Origin of the sequence: Paraclostridium bifermentans, assembly GCF_019916025.1 — a bacterium.
Taxonomy (GTDB): domain Bacteria; phylum Bacillota; class Clostridia; order Peptostreptococcales; family Peptostreptococcaceae; genus Paraclostridium; species Paraclostridium bifermentans.
Genome location: NZ_CP079740.1, coordinates 18,626 through 40,537 on the forward strand (window position 1 = coordinate 18,626; position 21,912 = coordinate 40,537).

General features: G+C 24.2%; 24 protein-coding genes. 6 read left to right on the forward strand and 18 right to left on the reverse strand.

Translation table 11 applies throughout. The features are described 5' to 3' along the window. Positions 1–18 precede the first annotated feature (18 nt). A complete protein-coding gene (locus tag KXZ80_RS17345; RefSeq protein WP_021434379.1) occupies positions 19–237 on the reverse strand; it encodes a hypothetical protein in 219 nt (72 codons plus the stop codon). 859 nt (positions 238–1,096) lie between these two features. Between KXZ80_RS17345 and KXZ80_RS17350 the strand changes: the two genes are divergently transcribed. Further along, positions 1,097–1,306, forward strand: coding sequence for a zinc ribbon domain-containing protein (locus KXZ80_RS17350; protein WP_021430843.1), 210 nt, complete (start codon positions 1,097–1,099; stop codon positions 1,304–1,306). A 747-nt stretch (positions 1,307–2,053) separates the two neighbouring features. Further along, the gene (locus KXZ80_RS17355; RefSeq protein WP_021434360.1) at positions 2,054–3,160 is read left to right on the forward strand and encodes a replication initiation protein; all 1,107 of its coding nucleotides are present in this window, start codon (positions 2,054–2,056) and stop codon (positions 3,158–3,160) included. A 306-nt stretch (positions 3,161–3,466) separates the two neighbouring features. Here KXZ80_RS17355 and KXZ80_RS17360 read toward each other — a convergent pair whose 3' ends face one another. From KXZ80_RS17360 to KXZ80_RS17380, 5 genes are all read right to left on the reverse strand, one after another. Next, on the reverse strand, positions 3,467–3,688 hold the full coding sequence (locus tag KXZ80_RS17360) for a helix-turn-helix domain-containing protein (RefSeq protein WP_021434349.1): 222 nt from the start codon (positions 3,686–3,688) through the stop codon (positions 3,467–3,469). Positions 3,689–3,697: 9 nt separating this feature from the next. Then, complete coding sequence (locus KXZ80_RS17365; protein ID WP_021434378.1) at positions 3,698–4,186, reverse strand: DUF2975 domain-containing protein; 489 nt, start codon at positions 4,184–4,186, stop codon at positions 3,698–3,700. A 17-nt stretch (positions 4,187–4,203) separates the two neighbouring features. Next, a complete protein-coding gene (locus KXZ80_RS17370) occupies positions 4,204–4,680 on the reverse strand; it encodes a DUF2975 domain-containing protein (protein WP_119472449.1) in 477 nt (158 codons plus the stop codon). Between the two features lie 27 nt (positions 4,681–4,707). After that, the gene (locus KXZ80_RS17375) at positions 4,708–4,923 is read right to left on the reverse strand and encodes a DUF3955 domain-containing protein (protein WP_021434373.1); all 216 of its coding nucleotides are present in this window, start codon (positions 4,921–4,923) and stop codon (positions 4,708–4,710) included. A 309-nt stretch (positions 4,924–5,232) separates the two neighbouring features. Then, positions 5,233–5,601: a DNA-binding domain protein gene (locus KXZ80_RS17380; RefSeq protein WP_021434386.1), complete on the reverse strand. Its 369-nt coding sequence runs from the start codon at positions 5,599–5,601 to the stop codon at positions 5,233–5,235. A 265-nt stretch (positions 5,602–5,866) separates the two neighbouring features. Here KXZ80_RS17380 and KXZ80_RS17385 point away from each other — a divergent pair, with 265 nt between their 5' ends. Continuing rightward, positions 5,867–6,229: a hypothetical protein gene (locus KXZ80_RS17385; protein WP_021434361.1), complete on the forward strand. Its 363-nt coding sequence runs from the start codon at positions 5,867–5,869 to the stop codon at positions 6,227–6,229. Positions 6,230–6,288: 59 nt separating this feature from the next. On the opposite strand, the gene KXZ80_RS17390 is transcribed toward KXZ80_RS17385, so the two are convergent. The 6 genes from KXZ80_RS17390 to KXZ80_RS17415 form a co-directional block, all read right to left on the reverse strand. After that, a complete protein-coding gene (locus tag KXZ80_RS17390) occupies positions 6,289–6,546 on the reverse strand; it encodes a hypothetical protein (RefSeq protein ID WP_021434367.1) in 258 nt (85 codons plus the stop codon). A 207-nt stretch (positions 6,547–6,753) separates the two neighbouring features. After that, complete coding sequence (locus KXZ80_RS17395) at positions 6,754–7,215, reverse strand: MarR family winged helix-turn-helix transcriptional regulator (protein ID WP_021434392.1); 462 nt, start codon at positions 7,213–7,215, stop codon at positions 6,754–6,756. Positions 7,216–7,389: 174 nt separating this feature from the next. After that, entirely contained in the window at positions 7,390–9,018 is a 1,629-nt protein-coding gene (locus tag KXZ80_RS17400; protein ID WP_021434380.1) for an amidase family protein, read from the reverse strand. Between the two features lie 1,177 nt (positions 9,019–10,195). After that, positions 10,196–11,314: a sensor histidine kinase gene (locus tag KXZ80_RS17405; protein WP_038286125.1), complete on the reverse strand. Its 1,119-nt coding sequence runs from the start codon at positions 11,312–11,314 to the stop codon at positions 10,196–10,198. Continuing rightward, positions 11,304–11,993 (reverse strand): response regulator transcription factor, encoded by a 690-nt coding sequence (locus KXZ80_RS17410; protein WP_021434382.1) that lies wholly within the window; start codon positions 11,991–11,993, stop codon positions 11,304–11,306. Before KXZ80_RS17410 ends, KXZ80_RS17405 begins: the two co-directional genes overlap by 11 nt. 24 nt (positions 11,994–12,017) lie before the next feature. After that, positions 12,018–12,689, reverse strand: a complete 672-nt coding sequence (locus KXZ80_RS17415) for a M15 family metallopeptidase (RefSeq protein ID WP_021434354.1) — start codon at positions 12,687–12,689, stop codon at positions 12,018–12,020. 763 nt (positions 12,690–13,452) lie between these two features. On the opposite strand from KXZ80_RS17415, the gene KXZ80_RS17420 reads away from it, so the two are divergent. Beyond that, complete coding sequence (locus tag KXZ80_RS17420) at positions 13,453–13,866, forward strand: universal stress protein (RefSeq protein WP_021434363.1); 414 nt, start codon at positions 13,453–13,455, stop codon at positions 13,864–13,866. 71 nt (positions 13,867–13,937) lie between these two features. Here the strand turns inward: KXZ80_RS17420 and KXZ80_RS17425 are convergent, their stop codons facing one another. The 6 genes from KXZ80_RS17425 to KXZ80_RS17450 form a co-directional block, all read right to left on the reverse strand. Continuing rightward, on the reverse strand, positions 13,938–15,326 hold the full coding sequence (locus KXZ80_RS17425) for a peptide MFS transporter (protein WP_038286123.1): 1,389 nt from the start codon (positions 15,324–15,326) through the stop codon (positions 13,938–13,940). Between the two features lie 615 nt (positions 15,327–15,941). Next, positions 15,942–17,909, reverse strand: a complete 1,968-nt coding sequence (locus KXZ80_RS17430; protein WP_021434350.1) for a sensor histidine kinase — start codon at positions 17,907–17,909, stop codon at positions 15,942–15,944. 402 nt (positions 17,910–18,311) lie between these two features. Then, positions 18,312–18,875 carry a hypothetical protein gene (locus tag KXZ80_RS17435; protein WP_021434369.1) on the reverse strand — a complete coding sequence of 188 codons (564 nt, stop codon included), beginning with the start codon at positions 18,873–18,875 and terminating at the stop codon, positions 18,312–18,314. A 171-nt stretch (positions 18,876–19,046) separates the two neighbouring features. Further along, on the reverse strand, positions 19,047–19,577 hold the full coding sequence (locus KXZ80_RS17715) for a YbjQ family protein (RefSeq protein ID WP_021434374.1): 531 nt from the start codon (positions 19,575–19,577) through the stop codon (positions 19,047–19,049). A gap of 99 nt (positions 19,578–19,676) precedes the next feature. Beyond that, positions 19,677–20,342, reverse strand: a complete 666-nt coding sequence (locus KXZ80_RS17445; RefSeq protein WP_021434397.1) for a zf-HC2 domain-containing protein — start codon at positions 20,340–20,342, stop codon at positions 19,677–19,679. Then, the gene (locus KXZ80_RS17450; RefSeq protein WP_021434388.1) at positions 20,329–20,823 is read right to left on the reverse strand and encodes an RNA polymerase sigma factor; all 495 of its coding nucleotides are present in this window, start codon (positions 20,821–20,823) and stop codon (positions 20,329–20,331) included. The genes KXZ80_RS17445 and KXZ80_RS17450 overlap by 14 nt, the downstream gene beginning before the upstream one ends. Positions 20,824–20,961: 138 nt before the next feature. On the opposite strand from KXZ80_RS17450, the gene KXZ80_RS17455 reads away from it, so the two are divergent. Further along, complete coding sequence (locus tag KXZ80_RS17455) at positions 20,962–21,444, forward strand: flavodoxin family protein (protein ID WP_021434351.1); 483 nt, start codon at positions 20,962–20,964, stop codon at positions 21,442–21,444. A gap of 200 nt (positions 21,445–21,644) precedes the next feature. Next, the gene (locus tag KXZ80_RS17460) at positions 21,645–21,908 is read left to right on the forward strand and encodes a hypothetical protein (protein WP_021434377.1); all 264 of its coding nucleotides are present in this window, start codon (positions 21,645–21,647) and stop codon (positions 21,906–21,908) included. Positions 21,909–21,912 lie beyond the last annotated feature (4 nt).

Consider the following 21,912-nt stretch of genomic DNA (forward strand, 5'->3'; position numbering starts at 1 on the left):
AATAAATTAAAGTCCTATCTATTTACACTCTATGTTAACGTTAAGTCCATTTTCCCACTTAACTCCACCAGTAAAACTTCCTTTACCTTGAACTAAACACCAAATTGCAGCTCCTAAAACAACAGTAGCTCCTAATGCTAAAAGTACTGCTACGAAAACTAAAAACCATGCTTGTTCCTCAGTTATTTCAAAATTATCACACTCTATTACAGGTGCATTGTATTGTATTAATTCCATTTCCCAATCTCCTCCTCTAATTTAAATAGAACACCTAAGTCAAAAGACATTGTTAGATATTTGACAACCTTGCCTTTGTATAAATTGTTGCATATCAAAAAATCGTTTGCAATATTCAGTTCGAATAATGTCAAAATTTTTATATAATTTAATAAATTGAAATAAGTAAACGTGTTTAGTTAATCTACTATATATACTGTGTACGAATATTGGAATTACATAATATTCACTTTCATGATGTAAGGATATTTTGGAAATAAATTTTTATATTTTGTATATTAAAAATCAAATAAGTCTATTTTTGTTGAAATTTGCTTAATTTTATATTTTTTTGTCATTTTCTTCCCTATTAGCTAACTTTTTCTCTTTTCTAAAACTTAAAGTTCGGATGAAATTTAATAATATTTATCCTAAGTATTAAAATAAATATTGTTGTAAGTAGTTAATTCTAACCTATATGTTAAAACTTTTAAAAATACTTTATATTTAAATCTTAATCTAAATATATGCTCATTTTAATCCAATTTTATTTTAATTCACTCTATTTAAATTGATTTATTTTACTTAATCTGTATAATAATTATCAATCTGAGTTAACTACAAATATGTAAAGGAGTTCATAATGGTTTTAATATCCTTATTCCAAATCTTAAGCATTCTGTTATTAATTAATGTATTTGTAATTATATTTATATCAATTTTTAAGTTTTTAAAATCTAATAATCAGATTGATATTGAAATCAATAAATTAAAAGATAAGGAATAATATAAAGTTTTATATTGTAACTAATTTTAATTAGTTTTTTTTTATTTATTATAGTAAAATTTTACTCAAATCAATATTAGGAGGATTTAAGTTATGGAGAAAAAACAATATGTTTGCCCTAAATGTTCAAATACATCTTATGAAAGTGATCAATTTCAAGCTACAGGTGGAAACTTTGCAAAAATATTTGATATCCAAAATAAAAAATTTATAACTATAAGCTGTACTAAATGTGGATACACTGAACTTTATAAAAGTAATACATCAGATGGATGGAATATTTTAGATTTTCTTATAGGTTAATATATCAAATTCAAATAAAAAAAGGATATTATTTACTAATATCCTTTTTTTATTTGAATTTGATATTAAATTTCTCATTTTATTTTATAAAAATTACAGTTTTTTCGATCTTTATCTTCCGTTTTTAGCTAAATTTTCTAAATTCCCATATATTTACCCATTTTGATGTGCAAAAACTTTCTCATAGGCGCTGAGAGGTTTTTATCTATATGTAAACTTTATTCTTTGATAGTTAATATTTCTTGAAAAAGATTTTTACGTAAAGTTAAAAAATATATTACTAATATTTATAATTAAATTAATCATCTAAATAGCAAAATAAATATGTCATATTGATAATATATTTTGATTTAAATAGATTAGATTAGAACAGAAAAGTACCTTTACTAGTCTTTACTATTATTTAAAATAGTATTTAATAGTATTTATAGTATTTAAGTAGCAGTGAAAACCTTGAAATCACTTATACTGAAGCGATTAAAAGTGTCAACTTGATAGTTAAAAGTGTCAACTTGATAGTTAAAAGTGTCACTTTGATAGTTTTTATATGTCAACTTGATAGTTAAAAGTGTCAACTTGATAGTTAAAAGTGTCACTTTGATAGCATTAAAAGTGTCACTTTGATAGCATATTAATATAACAAAAAGTTAATACTGTTAAAATACAGTGTCAAAATTGAAAAAGTGACACTTTTAAATTATACATATGATATACTAGTTTTAGTAGTTAATAGAATTGGGGGGTATTATGAGTAATTTAACTGATATAGAAAATCCAAAAATACTTATGAAGAACAATGTGCTAATACAATCTAAATATAGCTTAACATTGAATGAAAATAGAATATTTTTGTTAATACTTTATAAACTTCAAAAAAACTATAATGGATCAATGCATTGTGATATTCATTATGATGAATTTAAAGAAATAATAAAAAGAACGAATGATAGAACTGTGAAAAAAATAAGTAGCTATTTAGAAGGTCTTATGAACAAAAGTATATTTTTCATTGAAAAAAAGAGAAATGATAAATTGATTTGGGGACAATACAATTTTATATCAGGATACCAGTTTGATGAAGAAACTCAGATTTTTAGAATCGAAAGCCCCAAAAAAATTTATACTCTATTAGACCAATACTTAAAGACAGGATATACTCCTGCAAACTTAGCTATACTATTTAGTTTGAAGAATTATAATGCTCAAAGATTATATGATTTAATAAGAGTTTGGTCAGGAACTAAACAAACTATAAATTATAAAATTGAGGATATAAAGATGTATTTAATGCTAGAAGATAGTTATCCTCAATATTCAAATTTTAAAAGACGTGTAATTTTACCAGCAATAAAAGAACTAAATGAAAGTGGGTTTTTTGAAATAGATATAAAAGAAAACAAATCAGGAAGAAAAGTTGAATCAATAGATTTTATAGTAAAAGACTTAGACAAGAGAAAGTACTTCTCTAAAGATGATGTAATTGATCAAATTGGGGAGTCTAATATTTATGAACAATCAAGTGTACCTGAACCATTTGAAGAAAGTAAAATAAATTTAAAATTAGAAAAATCTATTTTAAATAGAGAATTTTTTGTTCCAGATGAAACAGTTTTTACAAAAGGAACCTTAAGAAGTTTTAAAATGGATTTCGAAAATATAGACTTTAAAAATGATTATATGAAAAAAGCATTTGATGATGCTGTTATGATAACTCTAGATAAAGACGATGTTGAAACTATAAAAGCCGTATCATATAAATTCTTTAAGGGAACCTTAGATAATAAAATTTTGGAGTACAAGAAAGAGTATGAAGAAGATTTAAAGCATAAAGAAGAAATGGATTTATTTTGGTAGTCTTAAAATATGTCAACTTGATAATCACACTAAAAGTTTAAATAATAAAAAATATATATATTAAACATTTCAAGTATAGTAGAAATAGTAGACAAATAAATCAAAATGTGTCATATTGATAATTTAAAAAAATTATTATGTATCAAAACTTCAAGTGAAATGCTAAGTGATTGAAAATGCTAATGTTTAACTGTTTTAAATTATAATGATTTAAAAAAATTTTTATATAAAAGCAACACATTGATAATTAGAATTAAAAAGCTACTGTTTTTTTATTAAAAACAGTAGCTTTTTGATTAACTATAGCTATTTAACATCTTCAGTATCATCAACATATTCCAAAATATCTCCAGGTTGACATTCCAATATGTTACAAATACTATTTAAAGTTGTGAATCTAACAGCTTTAGCTTTATTATTTTTCAAAATGGAAAGATTAGCCATAGTGATTCCGAGCTTTTCTGAAAGCTCAGTAGAACTCATTTTTCTCTTTGCCATCATTACATCTAAATTAACTATAATCGCCATAATATCTCCTTATATAGTCTTATCATTTTCTTCTTTTATTTCAATTGCCATAGTGTATAACCTACCTAGCACTAAACTTAAAAATCCTATAGCTAAAGAAATAAATGAAACTAAAATAGCTGGAATTATGTTAAGTGCATAAAAGTAAACATTAAAGAAGTAGCATAAAAATAATTGTACCACATTAAATATCAAAATTTCACTAAAAGCACATATTGATATGGTTTTTAGATGATAAGGAATTTGCCTTGAAAAAGGATCTTTGTTAGCAATTAAACTGCATAATTTTTTCAATGATATCAATGCTATTAAATAAGGTACAGCACACACATAAACTCCTACAGATAAAATAATAGGAATATTCGAGCCAACTATTCCAAAGTTACTTTTAAAAAAGGCTGTAAACCCAAGGGGCAAGAATAAAAGCAAACATATTGTTAATGTTATTCCTAGTAAAACAATATTATTTAAAATTTTTGAACTAATGTTTTTTTCCATAATTATTACCTCGTTTTTTATTTTATGTTTTTTATTTTTAGTATTTTTGAATTAATATTGCATAAAACTAAACTAAAAAGTCCTACAAATAAAGAAATAAATGAAATTAAAACTGTTGGAATTACATTTATTGAATATAAATAAATATCAAATAAATTACACAAATATAATTGTACTATATTAAATACAAAAAATTCACTAAAAGCACATAATGATATTGTTTTTAATAAATAAGTAGTTTCCCTTGAAAATGGATTTTTATTATATATTAAACTACATAATTTTTTAAGTGTAATTAATGCTATTAAATAAGGAATTATGCATATATAAACTCCGGTTGAAACAAATAAAGATATATTCCCACCCACTAATCCCAAAGTATTTTTAAAAAAATAGTTGAACGATAAAGGTATAAGTAAAAATAATATTAGAGTTATAAATATACCTATTGAGACAATATTGTTTAAAATTGTTGAGCTAAAATTTTTATTCATTATTTCATATCCTATTTTAAAATATATCTATTGGCTAATATGTTTTTTCTTAAATAGAAATAGCATAAATTTAAAAATTAAGGCTAAAATTCCTATGAAAGAAAATAACCAGAATGTAGGTATTAAGAAAAATGGTTCTATAAGAGTTCCATCTGTAGCAACTTCAGATCCTATAATATTGAAAATTACTAAGCATCCTATTGCTATTAAAAATGGTATTGAATATAATAAATTTTTTTTCATTGTAGACTCTCCTTTAAATTTGCTTTAATTAAATTATAACATATAATTATAATAAATCAATATAAAATTATTGTTTTTCGATAAAAAAGTATTCTTTCGGAATATTTAGATGAAAATTTAATAATGAAATTGTATAAAATATTTTATAGATTTTAATTAGATGCTTATGGTAATTAAGGTTAAATATTTACAATCATAAATAAAAAAGGATCTAAAAGATTATATAGTAAAAATCTTTTAGATCCTTGGTAAAATGTATAAAAATAATATTGATTAATTGATAGATTTAACTTATATATTCTAAAGTAATTAATCATAATAACCATTAATTACTTTAGAAATAGTACATATACTCCAATTAGAAATATTACTTATTTCTCGATAGGTATATTTTTTCATATTAAATAATTCTTTTATTTTGTCTATATCATTTTGAGATATTTTTTTGCTTCTAGGTTTTAAATTTGGATTAAATTCCTTAAGTTGATTTTTTAACTTGGATATTTCTTGTACGGATTCTTTATAATATCTTCGCCATTCATTGATAAGATCTTCTTGCTTTTTGACTTCAGATTTTAACTTAAGAACTTCATCTTCTAATTTTACAACTTTAATTTCAAGCCTAGTTTTTTCAAATTGAAGTTTTTCAACTTGCTTTTTATTTGATAAACTTATCATAAAAAAACCTCCGTTAATGACCTACTTAACATTAACTGTAGTATATTATACAAAAAAATCAACTATTTTTTGAGAAAACTAAAATTATCTAAGTTAACTAGCTAAATAACGAATAATTCCTAGTTGAAACAAGTATTTAAAAATATTAAAGGTTTAAATAACTAAGTGTAAACTAAAAAGTTCAATTGAATACATTATTAATATAATTTTTAAGATGTTAACTTTATTAATATAACAAAATTATGCAGAAAGGATAGATTGACACATGAAAGAGAAACAGAAAGAAGAATGTTCTAAGATAATAAAGGAAATTTTATTTACAGAGTCTAATATAAGCAAATCTTTTGACGAGTTATTAAATAAGGTTATAGTAAATGAATTTGATTCTATATCACACTACAATAATAAACTAAATTTAATAAAAGATATTTTAGGTTATTATAATGAAAGAACTTATCTAGTTCAAAAAATTTTGAGTGACTATTTAAACTTAATTGAACCTTCTCAGGAGTTTAAAGATTTTAAATTTAAAAGTGAAAATACGCATAAAAACTATATAAATACTGATTTAGAAAAGTTAAAAGTTGATGATGATTATGAAATAATAGATAGATGCAAATCAGATTAATGATTGCTAAATTAATTATCTCAGCAAAAATCAAGAATAAAAAAAGATTAAATATACATTTAATCTTTTTTTATTCTTGATTTTTGCTGAGATAATTTGTTATTTTTAAATGAGATTTTTATAAATGCAAATATACACAAAATAGAAAGCAAAGCAATTATTATATAAGAAATTAAATTTCTTACACCAAATAATAAAACTATATTGATAATTAGAAATGTTCCATAAAAAACATACTTGTTTGCATCTTTATCTTCGGTGTGATTTAAGCTTAATGCCGTTATAGACAATAAGATTAAAACTAAATTTGTTAGCATAGTTATCACCTACGAATTTATTTTTTGTTTAATAAACCGTTTTAATATGTATTAATAATAATTTATACCCGAATATATTTTTTTATATCATAAAACTTATAATCGGGTATGATACTTAACATTTAATTATATTAAAAAAGTTATACCAGTAAAGATAGTGTAAAGCAAATTCCGCAAATCACCTTTAACCTTTAAATAATGATATAACTATTTTAAAGCCTTTATATTTTCAATTATATGGTCATGTACTGTAAGTAATAAATCTATATCTTTAGAATCTATTCCATTAAGAGCTAATAACATTGCTTTATAGGCATAGGCGTTACTTTGTGATTGTTGGTAAAGCTGAATACCTTTTTCAGTAAGATTTAGTATAATTTGTCTTCGATCTAATGTTGATGATTTTCGTTCAACTATATCTTGCTCAACTAATTTATCAACTATTAAGCTTACAGAACTTTTCGAAAGAGACATTGACATTACCTCAGTAAGATTTTTTAGCGTTAAGTTTGAATTTGTAGCTAGTGCATTTAAAATAGATAATTGCTGAATAGTCATCCCTAACTCATGAGCATTTTTCTTTGTAAAATCACTAGTTTCTTTTATAACCGAATAAAATGATTGCAATACTTCAATTGCTTTTTTTAATTTAATGTCATTATTATCCATTATTATCCTCCAAAAATATTTTACAATTAAATTGTTTAATAATAAAATAATTTAACCATAAAAATTTATTGATGTCAATTTTATATACTACAATTATAGTATATAAAAATCCATCAGAGTATAGAAATAAAGACTCTGATGGATTTAAAAGATGATATACACATAAAATAAATTTTATTTTAAGCTTGGATTTTTTCTATACTGAGTATCACCTTCATATATATTAGCTATATTAAATAGTTTACCTTCTTCAAACATTGAGCCTACAAAAGTAATGCCGACTGGCTCTCCGTTACTTTTATAGCCAGCAGGAACTGTAAGAGCTGGATAACCAGCAGGTGCATATGCTATGGCAGCTTGATTACTTAATGAAACTATTACATCTGAGCTTTTTAATATAGTATCTATTTCCTTGCTTGCTATTTTTTTATTGGATTCAATTAGTTTATTATATTCTTCTGGCGTAGTCTTATTCTCTAAAGATTTCTCTAATAAATCCTGTCCATAAGGAGCTCTATTTTCAAGGTCTTGTTTGTTAATATCAATTATATCTTGTAAGCTATTTACCCCATCTACTTTAGCGATTTTTAGATATTTATCTATGTCGAATTTAAATCCAGCCTCTAACGCTTCATTCATCTTTACCTTATTTATATTATCACTAAATGAAACAATTTTAACTTGAGCCCCCATATCTTTTAGTTCTTTTTCTGTTCTTTCAAAGATTTTAAGTTCTTCATTTCTAGCTGAAATAGGTTTAAGCATAGCAACTTTTATACCTTTTAAAGAATTATTGTTTAGATAGTGTGTGTAATCTTCATTTAAATTTTTAGATTTAATAGTAACAGGATCATTTAAATCATATCCATATATAGAATTTAGGATTAAAGCAGAATCCTCAACATGTTTAGATATTACACCAGCTGTATCTTGTGATTCTGCTATAGGTATTATTCTATTTCTACTAACTAGTCCAATAGATGGTTTTATTCCTACAACTGAATTTTGACTAGATGGGTAAACTATAGACCCTGCTGTTTCAGTTCCTATGGATGCTACTGAGAATCCACTTGCAACAGATGATGCTGATCCAGAACTAGACCCACCAACATCAAACTTTCCATAAGGATTTTGCGTTTGACCCCCTAAAGCTGAATACCCATTAGAAGATTTTGTAGTCATATAGTTTGCAAATTCACTAAGATTAGTTTTTCCTAGGATAATTGCACCTTCCTCTCTTAACTTTTTAACAACAAAAGAATCTTCGTCTAAAACAGAATCTCTTAAAGCGTAAGAACCTGCAGTTGTATGCATTTTATCCGAAGTTCCTATGTTTGCTTTTAACGTTATTGGAATACCGTATAGTTTTCCTGATTTAATTCCTTGATCTTTTTCTTTTGCAATTTTAATTGCATCAGGATTTAACTCTATTATTGAATTAAGCTTGTTTATATCGTATTTTTCAATTCTTTTTAAATAATATACAACTAAATCTTCACAAGTAAGTTTTTTCGAATCATATAAAGATTGTATGTCTTTTATAGTAGCATTTGACACTAATTTATCAATATTTCTAAATTTTAAATCACTCATTTGAGATAATTCTGCTTGAAATTGATTTATATTAATATCATTTTTTGATTTAGTGACTTTTTTATCATCATACTGCATTTTAATTTGATTGTTTATGTTACTTTCAATTATAAAAGAATTAAACTTTGCAACTATATTTTTGAAATTAAAACCTACAATAACAATAATAATAATAATTGCAATTAATGAATATTTTAAAAATTTTTTCACGATTTCTCTCCTTATATTTACAAATTAAGATTAAAACATTATAAATTATTATTCTCTTATTTTTTATATAAATTCATAATTATTAATTTAAACTGTACCTCCTTTAGAAAAAGTGTATCATATATAAAAGTAATTAAATCTTAATGTTTTCTTTCCTTAAGTATCTTTTTCGTAACATATGACAAATGATTGTTTAAGATTAATGTATAAAATTTAGTATTGAAATTTAAATGAAATAATAAAAAAGGTGACTTAAAGTTAAGTTCACCTTTTTGTTAATTATATTTATTGTTTATAAATATAAAAACTGTAGAGCTAAAAAGTAAATAGTGCTATTGTTGATATCGTAGATAAAATCCCTAGGATCAATCTCCTAGAGTTAAAACTTTTTTTACATCTAACTAAATATAAAAATAAGTTGAAAAATAATAAAATCATTAAAAATTCAAGTGTAACTTTTTTTACAATAAAATTAGTAGGTAAAGCTGAAATTGTGATATAGAATTCAACTAAAGTAACTAAACTTAAAGATATAAATATTAATTTTTTTCTTAAAAATTTTCCTTTTTTAAATAAAGTAAAAAACAAAGTTAAAAAAGCTTTAAATATGAAAAATATACCGATGATTGTCATTAATAGAAATACCATAATTTCTCCCTTTTTAAAATTTAGATATATATAATTAAGTAATATTATTTAATAATTTATATCACTTAGTTATATAATGAAAAACTTAATAGTTCTATAATATTTTTTCATTATATAGAGACCGATAAAATTATAATACGGCGATAATATCAATTATTATATAGTAAAATTAATAAATAATTATGTTTATAAATAATAGCTATATTAAACTGAATTATATATTTTAATGTTTTTATGCATTAACACTTAGAATTGAATACAACTGTAGTAATAATATACAAAATAATATCTGTATAATGATATTATTTAAAATTAAAATTATTTCAAATGATTTAGAGAATTTATATTAGAAAAATGTTATTAATGATAAATAGGCGAGGTCATTGCGTCTACACTGTAATGCAGACATATTAGCTCAAAATAAAAAAGATATAGCATTTTATTTAAATTAATAAATAAAATACTATATCTTTTTTATTAATAATGAATTTATGGTAACTACATTAGAATATACATATAAAGTGTTAATTTAGCTTAAATTTAGGTGAACTTCAAATTTTGTACAATTATAGTCACTTGATACATATATATTTCCATTATGCATATCTATGATATTTTTAGTAATTGCTAACCCTAACCCAGATCCACCATCATTTCTATTTCTCGATTTTTCTACTCTATAAAATCTATCAAAAATATAGGGTAAATCAATCGCTGGTATAGGTTCTCCATAATTTATAATTTGTACTATTGCAAAAGTACCTACCTTTTTAGTTGTTATATCAATGAATTTACCATCCTTACCATATTTCATAGCATTAGTAATTAAATTTTCAAAAGCTCTTACTAGTTTAACAGGATCTGCTTGAATTGTAAGTTTATCCTCCGAAAAATTTAGTCTACACTTTATATTTTCACTCTTTAGCATATATTCAAATTGAGATATAATTTGTCCTAATAGCTCTACTAGATTTATATTCATTGTATTTAAAGGCATGGAATTATTCTGCATTTTAGTAAGATAAAATAAATCATTTATAAGTACATTTAAAGTTTTTGATTTTTCATAAGCAATACTTGTGTAGTATCTAAGTTGAACTTCATCTTTATATTTATCCTCCTCTATAAGGCTTAAATACCCAATTATAGAAGTTAACGGAGTCCTTAGATCATGAGAAACATTAGTTATTAAGTCTGTTTTGGTTTGCTGTGCTTTTCTTTCTTCAACAGTTATATTCCTCAACTGATCAATAATATTATTAATATTGGTAGCCAATTTTTTTATATTACCATTTGTATTTAATTTAATTTCACTATCTAAATTACCATTAGCCATTTTATCTACACTATCGATAAGTTCAATTATATTACTACTTCTTTTATAAGATAGTGCAGCGTATATAATTAATGAAAGTATTGAGAATAAGATAATATAAATTAAATCACCAGTTAAAAGTCTTTTAATGTACATAAAATAGTCAACAGAGTTATTGATTAATTCATACTTTGATTTTCTGTACAATGAGTCTGATATTATGTAAGCTGAATATAAAATGGCTCCGGATAACATACAACTAACAATCAGATTGAGAATTGGATGAAACATATATTTCATTACAGGTAAACTTAATTTTATTTTATTTTTCAATTTTATAACCTACTCCCCACACAGTATGAATTATTTTTTGTCCATTAGTATATTTCTCAATTTTATCTCTTATTCTGCTCATATGAACCATAACTGTGTTATTAGATTGAAAATAATCTTCTTTCCATACCTTTCTAAATATATCTTCAGAGCTCAGAACAGAGCCTCTATTAACTGCTAAAAGATACAATATATCAAATTCCCTAGATGTAAGAGGAATCTCCTCTTCATTTATAGCAACTCTATGTTGATTTTTATCTATTGTTAATGTATCTATATTAATAATATTATTCGAGCTTGAAGCACTGTTAAAATAATAAGATCTTCTTAAGAGGGCTTTAACTCTAACAATTAACTCCAAAGAATTAAATGGTTTTGTAAGGTAATCATCAGCACCTGTCATTATTCCTTGTATCTTATCCATATCTTCTGATTTTGCACTAAGCATAAGTATTGGAATATTTAAATTTCTTCTTATTATACTGCAAACTTCCATTCCATTTAGTTTAGGCATCATTACATCTAATATTATTAACTGTATACTTTCTTTATCTAGTATATTAAGAGCATCTTCTCCATCGAATGCCTTAACAACACTAAAACCTTCGTTAGAAAGACAAATTTCCAATAAATTTCTTATTTCATCATCATCATCTACAACAAGTATTTTACTTCTCAATTTAGATTAAACCTCCCTATTAGATTATTTTTTTTCTGAAAATTCCTCAAATGTTATTTGTTCATCATATATTTTCTGAGCTACTTTTTTGCCGATATACCTGATATGCCATGGTTCATATGATACCCCAGTTATATTTTCTTTACCTTCAGGATATCTAAGTATAAAACCATATTCATGAGCATTTGCAGCTAGCCATTGGGCTTCTGCAGTTGACTTAACAAACCACCTATCTTTATTAGTCACATCTATTGCTAGTCCTGTTTGATGTTCACTTTTACCAGGTTTTGCAACATATTTATCAGCCTCTTTTTTACCAACTGATCTTATTCTATTATAATACGTATGTTTCTGTAAATCATAAGATCTATAGGCTGACATTCCTAAAAAATTTATACCATCTTTTCTGGCATCCTTAAACAATTTTTCTATTGCTTTTGCACTGTTTGGGGTCATAAGCCTTTCTTCTTTTGTAGCACTTGTATCAAAACTTATATTAGGAATAACTAATTCCTTAGGTTTGTAGCTTGATTTTAATGAATTATTTTTATTAACCAGCATTAAATTAGATTCTATAATTTCTGGGCGATTTTCTGATTCAAGTGAATTTTCAAAAGCTACAGAATAAGAACTTATAAAAAATGTTGATAATGCTAGTGCTCCTGATATTATTATTGCTTTTATTTTAGATTTCATATATACACACTCCTTAAAAATTTTTATAAGTTAATTTTAAAGGAAAGATATTAAACAATTTATAAGTAAACCTTAAGTTTTATTAAGATTTAAAGTTAGACTATAACAAAAAAAAAATATAGAACCTGTTGAAATGTATATTAATTTCATATTTAATTGAATAATTATCTAATTAGAATAAGATATATTCAAATATAAAGAACAAGAAAACACCTAGATAAATCCAGGTGTTTTCTTGTTCTTTTCTAATCCTTTGAACTTTTTAATTAAAAATAGATTAAAAATTATAGTTGAGGATACTAAAATGTCCATAAGAATAGTAGAATTATCTACATGAAAAAAATACAATAAAACTAAAAGCAATTTTTTACAAAATAATATATTCATTTTACCTCCACACTTAATACCCATAGAAATTAATTATTATTATAATAATATAGTAGCAATTAATTTATTAAATGCGTGTTAAAAAATTTGAAATTTTCAATCTAATTACTAGGTATCTATAGTAGTTTTTAAAACTATTTATATATATGATTAAGTAATTCTAAAATTGGGTTGTAGATTCAAAATCATTAAAAATATTAAATATATATTAAATTTATATTAAATATATATTTAATATTATAAAACTATTAGAATTACAACTTTTATTTATAAATTAAATTAGTAAATATATATTTTTAATAATAAAAATTAATGGGATAATTTGTTTAATTCAACATTTATATATGATAAAATTAAAATAAAAGGATGTGATTATATGCGAAGCATTTTAGTTCCTATTGATGGTAGTGATAGAAGTCAAAAATCCTTAGATTTTATATTAAATGAATTTTCAAAAGAAAAGGTTAAGATAACCTTAATGTGTGTAAATGATGTTGTTTTAACTAACTTAACAAATCCAATGATTATAGATATGAAAGTAAAAGAATCTGAAAAAGAAATAAAAGGTATGCTAGATCGTTTAAAAAGTAAGCTACAAGGCTATGAAGTAAAAACTTATTATACAATAGGGGATGCAGGTCAAGAGATTATAGAAAAGTCAATAGATGGAAAGTTTGATTTAATTGTTATGACTAAATCAACTAAGAAAAACTTTATAGATTCAATAGGATCTGTAACTTTATATGTAGTTAAAAAATCTAAGTGTACTGTAGTTATAGTTCCAGAATAAATTATTTTCATTACAGATATAAAAAAAGGAGCATTTAAATGCTCCTTTTTTTATATCTGTAATGAAAATAGCTATGCATTTGCATTAAATTTATCTAAAGCCATTAACTCTGTTAATTTCTTTCTCATTAGGATTAATAAAACTCCAAAAATGCTTACTACAATAGTAATTAACACGAATATCTTAGTATATCCCATAGTTTCTGTGAAACCAGCAACTTTTCCTGAAATTAAGTTTGAGAAAAAGAAACTCATATACCATGCACCCATTGCAAGTGAGCTATATTTTTGTGGAGCTAATTTATTAAACATTGCCATTCCAATAGGAGATATACATAACTCCCCAACAGTTAATAAGAAGTAAGCTAAAAGAATAAATAGTATATTCATTTGTTTGCTTCCATCAAATACTCCACCTAAAGTTTTTATCCCTAATATTACTGTAATAAATGCTGCAGCTGTAAGAAGCATACCTAGACCCATTTTAGAAGGAATAGATAGGTCTCCGTGCTTTGATTTAGATAGTTTAATCCATATACTACCTAGTACAGGAGATAATACAACACATAATATTCCATTGAAAGATGTTAACCATGGAACCGGAATTACGAAACTTCCTAAATTTCTATTTACTAACTCATTTGATAATAATGTAAATGATGTTGATGTTTGATACCATGCAGTCCAAAATAAAACAACAAATATAAATAAAACACCCATTGCTTTTAATCTGTTTTTTTCAACTTGAGTAAGAGCATTATCTGCACTTTTTTTATTAGACTTGTTTTCTTTATCATAAACTGGATATTTACCTTTTTCACCTAACCATTTTGGAGATAGAACTATAAGTAAAAAGCAAACAATAAACATTGCGATAGCAGCCATTAAAAAAATATATTTATATCCATACGCTGCTATTTCTCCATCAGATGTTAATTTGGCAAACCATTTATCTGATATAAAACCAGCTATAATAGGGCCAAAGAAAGAACCTATATTTATAAACATATAAAAAATACTGTAAGCAGCATCTTTTTTTGATAACTCATCTTGATCATATAAAGTACCTACAAGAGAACTTATCTGCCCCTTAAAGAATGCTCCTGCTATTACGAGTACTATTAACCCAGACCATACACTTGCTATATTTGGCTTTGCAAAAAATAAAAGTATATATCCACATGCAGTAATAAAAGATCCTAGTATAAGTGACTTTTGTATTCCAAGCCACTTGTCTGATATATATCCCCCTATTAAAGAACCCATATAGTTTATTCCTTGATATAAACCTATAATTGCAGTTGCTTTTGCTACGCTTAAACCTAATCCATTTTGACTAATATCTGCTGTAAAAAATAATATTAGAATAGATGACACTGCATAGCCTGCATAACTTTGAAGAGCAATAGATATATTTGCTAGCCAAAGTCCCATTGGATGTTTTACCTTTTGATCCATAATTAAAAACCCCTCCCCATATTAATTAGTCTCTAATTATATAATATCACTATAGATAACAATATTTAATTATTTTTTTACATAATTTTACAATAAAATATATTAAAATATTTTTATATTTAATATTTTTCTTAATAAACTTTTATTTTTACAAATTTAAAAGTCTCTATAGATTTAGTGGTAATTTTGCAGTTAATTTCAGCTGATTGAATTAAGTTTATTTAAAGTAGTTTTATATAATATAAAGGTTGAAGTATCAACTAAGCACTAAAGGATTTAATTAAGTTATCTAACTATTAAAAATAAATGAAAAAGTATTTACATACTTAATTTAGAGTAGTACTTATTTTTAAATAGATACTACTATAATTACGTTTCTATAAAAGTATCTTATTTAAGAATGATATAAGTATTAAGTGGGGGTTAAGCATAAAAAATGGAAGACAATTGTCCTCCATTTTTTTATGCTTAAGAAAACTATACTTAAATAATGCTTGTATATAATCTGTGAAGTATATTAATATCAATATTTTTTAGAAAGTAAAAATATTGGTATTATAAGTAATGGGCGAAGTCATTAGAGAGATGAGTGAAGCGAATTTTTTACTTAAATATATGTTAAGTTACAACTTCATATATATCGGAAAGCTCTAACTCAGCGTTATATGAATTTATATTATATATAGAAGGACAACAGTTTTCAATTATTACATTTGGTAAAAATATTGTAAATGAACTCCCTTTATTTAAATCACTTTCAACAGTAATAACTCCATCATGAAGATTTATTAAAGATTTAACAATACTTAATCCTATTCCGCTTCCTTCATTTGACCTAGTAAATGACTTATCTATTTGGACAAACTTATCAAAAATAACCTCTTGGTTTTCTTTAGATATACCAATTCCCTCATCTCTTACTACAATCTTAGTCCATTGATCATCTATGTTTAAATTTACTAAAATAGAAGACCCTTTATTAGAAAATTTAATTGAGTTTGATAGCAAATTTAATATAGAGCGTTCAATCATATAAGCATCGCACTTTATAATATGCTCTTCTTCTTCAGTATCAAACTGTATAGTTATACCTTTCGATAAAGCATATTCAATTACAGATAAGGTTACGTCTTCTACAATAGACACTATATTATAATTTTTAAACTTTACAGTAAGTGTACCTAGGTCTATTTCAGATAAATCCATGATATTATTTACTAGTCTTGTCATCCTCTGACAGTTTGTACGTAATATTTTGCTATATTTGTTGTATATAGCATTAAAGTCTATTGCACTTTTTACACTAAAACTATCTAACAATTGAATGGATGAATAAAGTAAATTAATTGGAGTCTTTAATTCATGCGAAATATTAGCTATAAATTCAGTTTTTTCTTTATCATAAGTTTTAAGTTTTTTTACTTCGAGTTCTTTCTTAACGACATTTGATATATCTATATATGTAACTGCAATCTCTTTTTTATTACTTTTTGAATTTATTGTTTGAACACAGCAATCTAAAGTAATATTTCTATCTTCAATTTTTATTACCCCTCTCCAACAATTATTTAAATTTAAGGATTTTATAATTTCATCATATTCCTTTGATTTGTAAATTTTATCTTTTAAAAGTATATTTAATTTATCAAGGTCATCAACACATGAATAATAATCTCTAACTTTTTTATTAGCATATAATAAGTTTGCGTTTTCATCGAAAATTAACATAAAACTATGTTTGTCATTTTCTGATAAGTTATAAAATAAGTTTAAATTATTATTTAATACTTTGGTTTTAGACATATAAATAAACAATTCAATTAACGCTCCTATAATTACTATAAAAAAACAAATATACGTTAATGATATGGATACCAATTTATTATAAAATGTTAATCGAGTTGATATATGTATAGCATAAATTGCTTTTATCGCAAGTATGAAGATACTAGAGCTTAGAACTACAAATATAGACTCTTTATCATTTATTGACTTAAAAAACAAAGCACCTGAACAAATAATATATGCTAAAGTTAAAAAAGTATTATAAATTAAAAATGTATTTGAATTAAATTCATTATTATAAATAAATAACTTTCTTTCAAAAGTACCTAAAATTGTGGTTAAACATATAACAATAAATATTGAAAGATATTTGTTATTAATTATCACTGAACTTATTCTATTAATTGGAAGTACTGCAAGCATAAGTAGAAAAACTCTAAGTATAGATGAAGATATAACTACATATAGGGATGAAGATAGCTCCTTTGAGTAATAAGGTAGATAATCTATATGCCCAAATAAAATTCCGACTGACAAACCAACAAACATTAATAAAACTAAAAAAATACTTTCATTTTTTGTTCTATTGTAAGAAACTAAACAACTACCTATGGCTAGTAAGGAAATAAGAAAATTAAAAAATTTTATGAAATGCAACGTTGATTGTAGATAACTTGATTCAATATTTTCTTTTAAAAATACATTTAAAATAATGATAATAGATAATGTTAGCATGCTTAAAACAACATATACCAATAAATTATTTTTGTTGATTGTGTATTCTTTATCTATTATTTCCATTATAATACCTCCAACTTTTTATATAAATCCTAACATAAAAATATATTTTATTTTGTCGTTTTTTGTTTACATTTACGAAATATTTTTTATAATGTCAAAGTTGAAAAATATCAAATAAAGTTTGATATAGACAGTTGTTATTGTTTATATCTTAAATCCGTATAGTTTCTAAATATATTAAAGACAATTAGTATTTGAAGTTAAAATACAAAAACATAATATTAATTTCAAATTACCTTTTATAAAAAATATAGATTTAAAAATCATTTAAAACATTTTAAAAAAAGATTAAATATATTTTAAAAGATTAGGAACTTAAACATCTCCATTCATTAAGGATAATCCAAGAAATTTAATAAAAAAGCTAGCTGGAGGACAAATGTCCTCCAGCTAGCTTTTTTATTAAATTTCTTGGATTATTTCATTATTATTTTTGTCAAAATACTTACAATTTACGTAAGAAGATTTTTTGCTTAATAAATCATTACTGACAACAATCATAGATGGACGATCTAGTTTAAATGATTCCTTACACTTATATGTATCATTTATTGTAATTTCTACATGAGAAACTTTAGAACCATCAGATATTAAGACAAAAGCATTACTACTTTTAGAAGCACCGTTGTATGTATTATAATTAACTAAAAAATTTTCAACTCCAAGTGTTTCTTTTTTTTTCGTAGAGTATCTAACATCGCTCAATATATAGTTACCTTTTTTATTTTTTTCACATATAACAACCCCATTATTATATTTACTTGAAAATCCTACAATCTTAGAGTTTTGAATATAAGTATTATCTACAATGGATATATCTTCTTTACTTGGCGAATTTATTAATTTAGAGCCTATTAAGTATTGCTTAATAGATTCATCAGTATTGCCAGGTATTTTAGTATAAGTACATCCTGTAATAGTAAAACTTGAGATTATTAATATTATAAAAATTATTTGTTTTTTCAATTACATCCCCCGTAAATTCAAATTTATCTATTTATCCACTCACTCCAACTAACATTTAATATCGGCATTATGAGTTAAAATTTAAGAAGTTGATTGATTTAATTTGTTAATTAAGTTAACAGATAATTTTTATAATGAAATATAATAATACTTGATTTTAAGTCTATGTTATTATATTTCATAGTTGATTAAATCAGCTTTTACAATAGTTCCTTCAATAAAAACACCAAACATATTATCTCCAATATCCATATAACTTGACTTTACGCCAACAATTGCATTTCCACCTAGTAAGGCTCCTTTAAATCTTAATATATCAAAGGCTTCTTGTTTTGCTTTAGCAAGGCTATTTTCATACCCACTAGCTCTACCACCTACTAAGTCAGTAATACTTGATATAAAGTCAGTAACAACCCCTGTTCCGATTATTACCTCAGAACTTTCTATTCCTAAGTACTCACTTATCTTATAGCCTTCTAATGAAGGTGTTGTTGATAGTATAATGTTTTTGCAAATTGATTTTGCTTTTTTACATTCTTCTTCATACTTATCTAGTTCTTCAGTTTTTCTTTGATTTTCAATTGCTAAAATTGCTTCATTTTTACTCTCCTTACATTTGGGGCATATATCATCACCCCAAAATCTACCAAGGACCTCACCGCATTCATTACATTTTCTAGTTGATTTTTCTAAAAAAGCCATAATAATATCCCCCTCAAAACTTTGTATATAATCCTAATTTTACAACAATTTTAAATATATTTATGTATCAAAAAAAGTACACCTTTATAAATTTTAATATTAAAACGTTTTGTCTTTCCATAATAAATGCTTTTCACCTGAAATACCGTCCGTATAATATATCTCAACATGCTTATAAATTTTCTTTGTATCTGGATGTTCTACATCAACACAATCCACATAATCATTTAAAGTAAAAACAGAATAATTTTTAAGATTTGGTTTAGTAAATGTTGTGTAAGGAGTCTTTGTTAGCCATAAGTTAATTGATTGATATATTGTATCATCAGTTTCTTTTATAGTCTTTTCAGTAGATTTAACTAAATTATTAGCAGGACCAGTGTAGATTATATTTTTTTCAGGACCAAACTCATCGATTTTAATAGATACATCTTTATATAAAATAACATCTTCATGTTTAAATATATAAAGTCCAAGTAATACAAAAACTATAGTTATAAAAATACAGCTAATAGATACTAGTTTTATATTTCTTTTTAATAAAGAACTCTTAATTTTTTTTAATATATCTATTTCTGAATTATTATCTGAATTAGTATGAGGCTCAATTAAGAACATAGACTCTCTCATTATATTTAAATCGCGTAGACATTCATCACAAGAGTGTATATGTATATTTATTAATTCCTTGCTTTTCTCACTACATATGTTATCTATATACAAAGGAAGCAAGTCTTGAATTATTTCACAATCAACTTTTTTCATAAATGTTCACCTCCATGTTTTTTCTGATTTTTAATTTTGCTCTATGATATGTAACTCTTGCCCAACTTTCACTTTTTGAATGAATTTTGGCTATTTCTAAAAAAGAAAGTTCTCCAAATGTTCTTAGACAAAAAACTTCTTTATATACATTTTCAAGTTTATCTATTTCCTTATGAACTTCGGATACATTTTCTTGTAAAATTAAATTATCTTCTAAGTAACTAATGCTATTTGTTTCACATATATCTATTTCACATTGTTTTTTAAGCTTTTTTAAATATGAAAAATAAGTATTTTTGCCTATTTGGCATAACCATGATCTTACATTGCATTGACCTTTGAAATTTTTTAGGTTTTTTAATGCTTTAAAAAATGTTTCTTGTGTTATATCTTCAGCTATTTCAGTATTTTTACAAATAGATAATATATACCTATAAACATACTTGAAATGTTGGTTGTATAAATTTTCAAAATCATTCAAAGTAGAATCCTCCTTACATAAATGAGACTTCTAAAAGCTACTTTCGTTACAAAAAATTTAAAATAACTTAAATTTATATAGATAATAATTATAACTTATATATCTGATATAATTATCCATATATAAGGAGGAGAGCACATGAAAAATTTAGTAGTTTACTATTCATTAGAGGGTAATACGAAGTTAATAGCAGAATTTATAGCTAAAGAAATTGGCGCAGACATAATAGAATTAAAACCTAAAAAAGAATTTCCATCTTCAGGATTTAGAAAGTATGTATGGGGAGGTAAGAGTGTAATATTTAAGCAAAAACCAGAACTTATGAATAAGGAAATTGATATAAGTAAATATGATAATATATTTTTAGGTACTCCTGTATGGGCTGGAACTTATGCAGCTCCATTTAATACTTTTTTAGATATTAGTACTATAAATAATAAGAATATAGCTTTATTTGCTTGCCATGGAGGTGGTGGAAGTGAGAAGTGTTTCGCTAACTTCAAAAAAGAACTTTCAGAAAATATGTTTATAGGGAATATCGAATTAGTAGATCCATTAAAAAAAGAAACGGATAGTTCATTAGACAAGGTTAAGGAATGGCTTCAAACATTAAACATATAAAATATGCATTTAAAACTTTGATATATATTTAGTTATAGCCTGAGTAAAACTCTTAAAAGAATATACTTTATAAAATAATGGTAATTTGTTTAATTTTAGTGCGAAAAATACAAATTTTACTACAATTTAAAACTTGTGTGACAATTTTGTGATACCATATATATTGAGGGGTTATAGAATTTTAGGGGGAGATGATATAATTGCTTTTTGAAGATTCAAGTGAAAATAAAGAGCTTATTAAATATGTGGTGAATTTTTTCAAAAAACCTTTATATGTTAATATGGCTATTTCATCTATTTTATGTTTTGAAAGTTCATGTTTTTTAATACTAAAGTTAGTGCATAAAGAAACTGATGATATATTATTTTCTGCATTTTACACAACTTTATTTTTAATTTATACAACATGGACATGGAGTTCGTTTGCATATGAAATAAAGGAAAAAAGACATAGACTATATTAAAAAC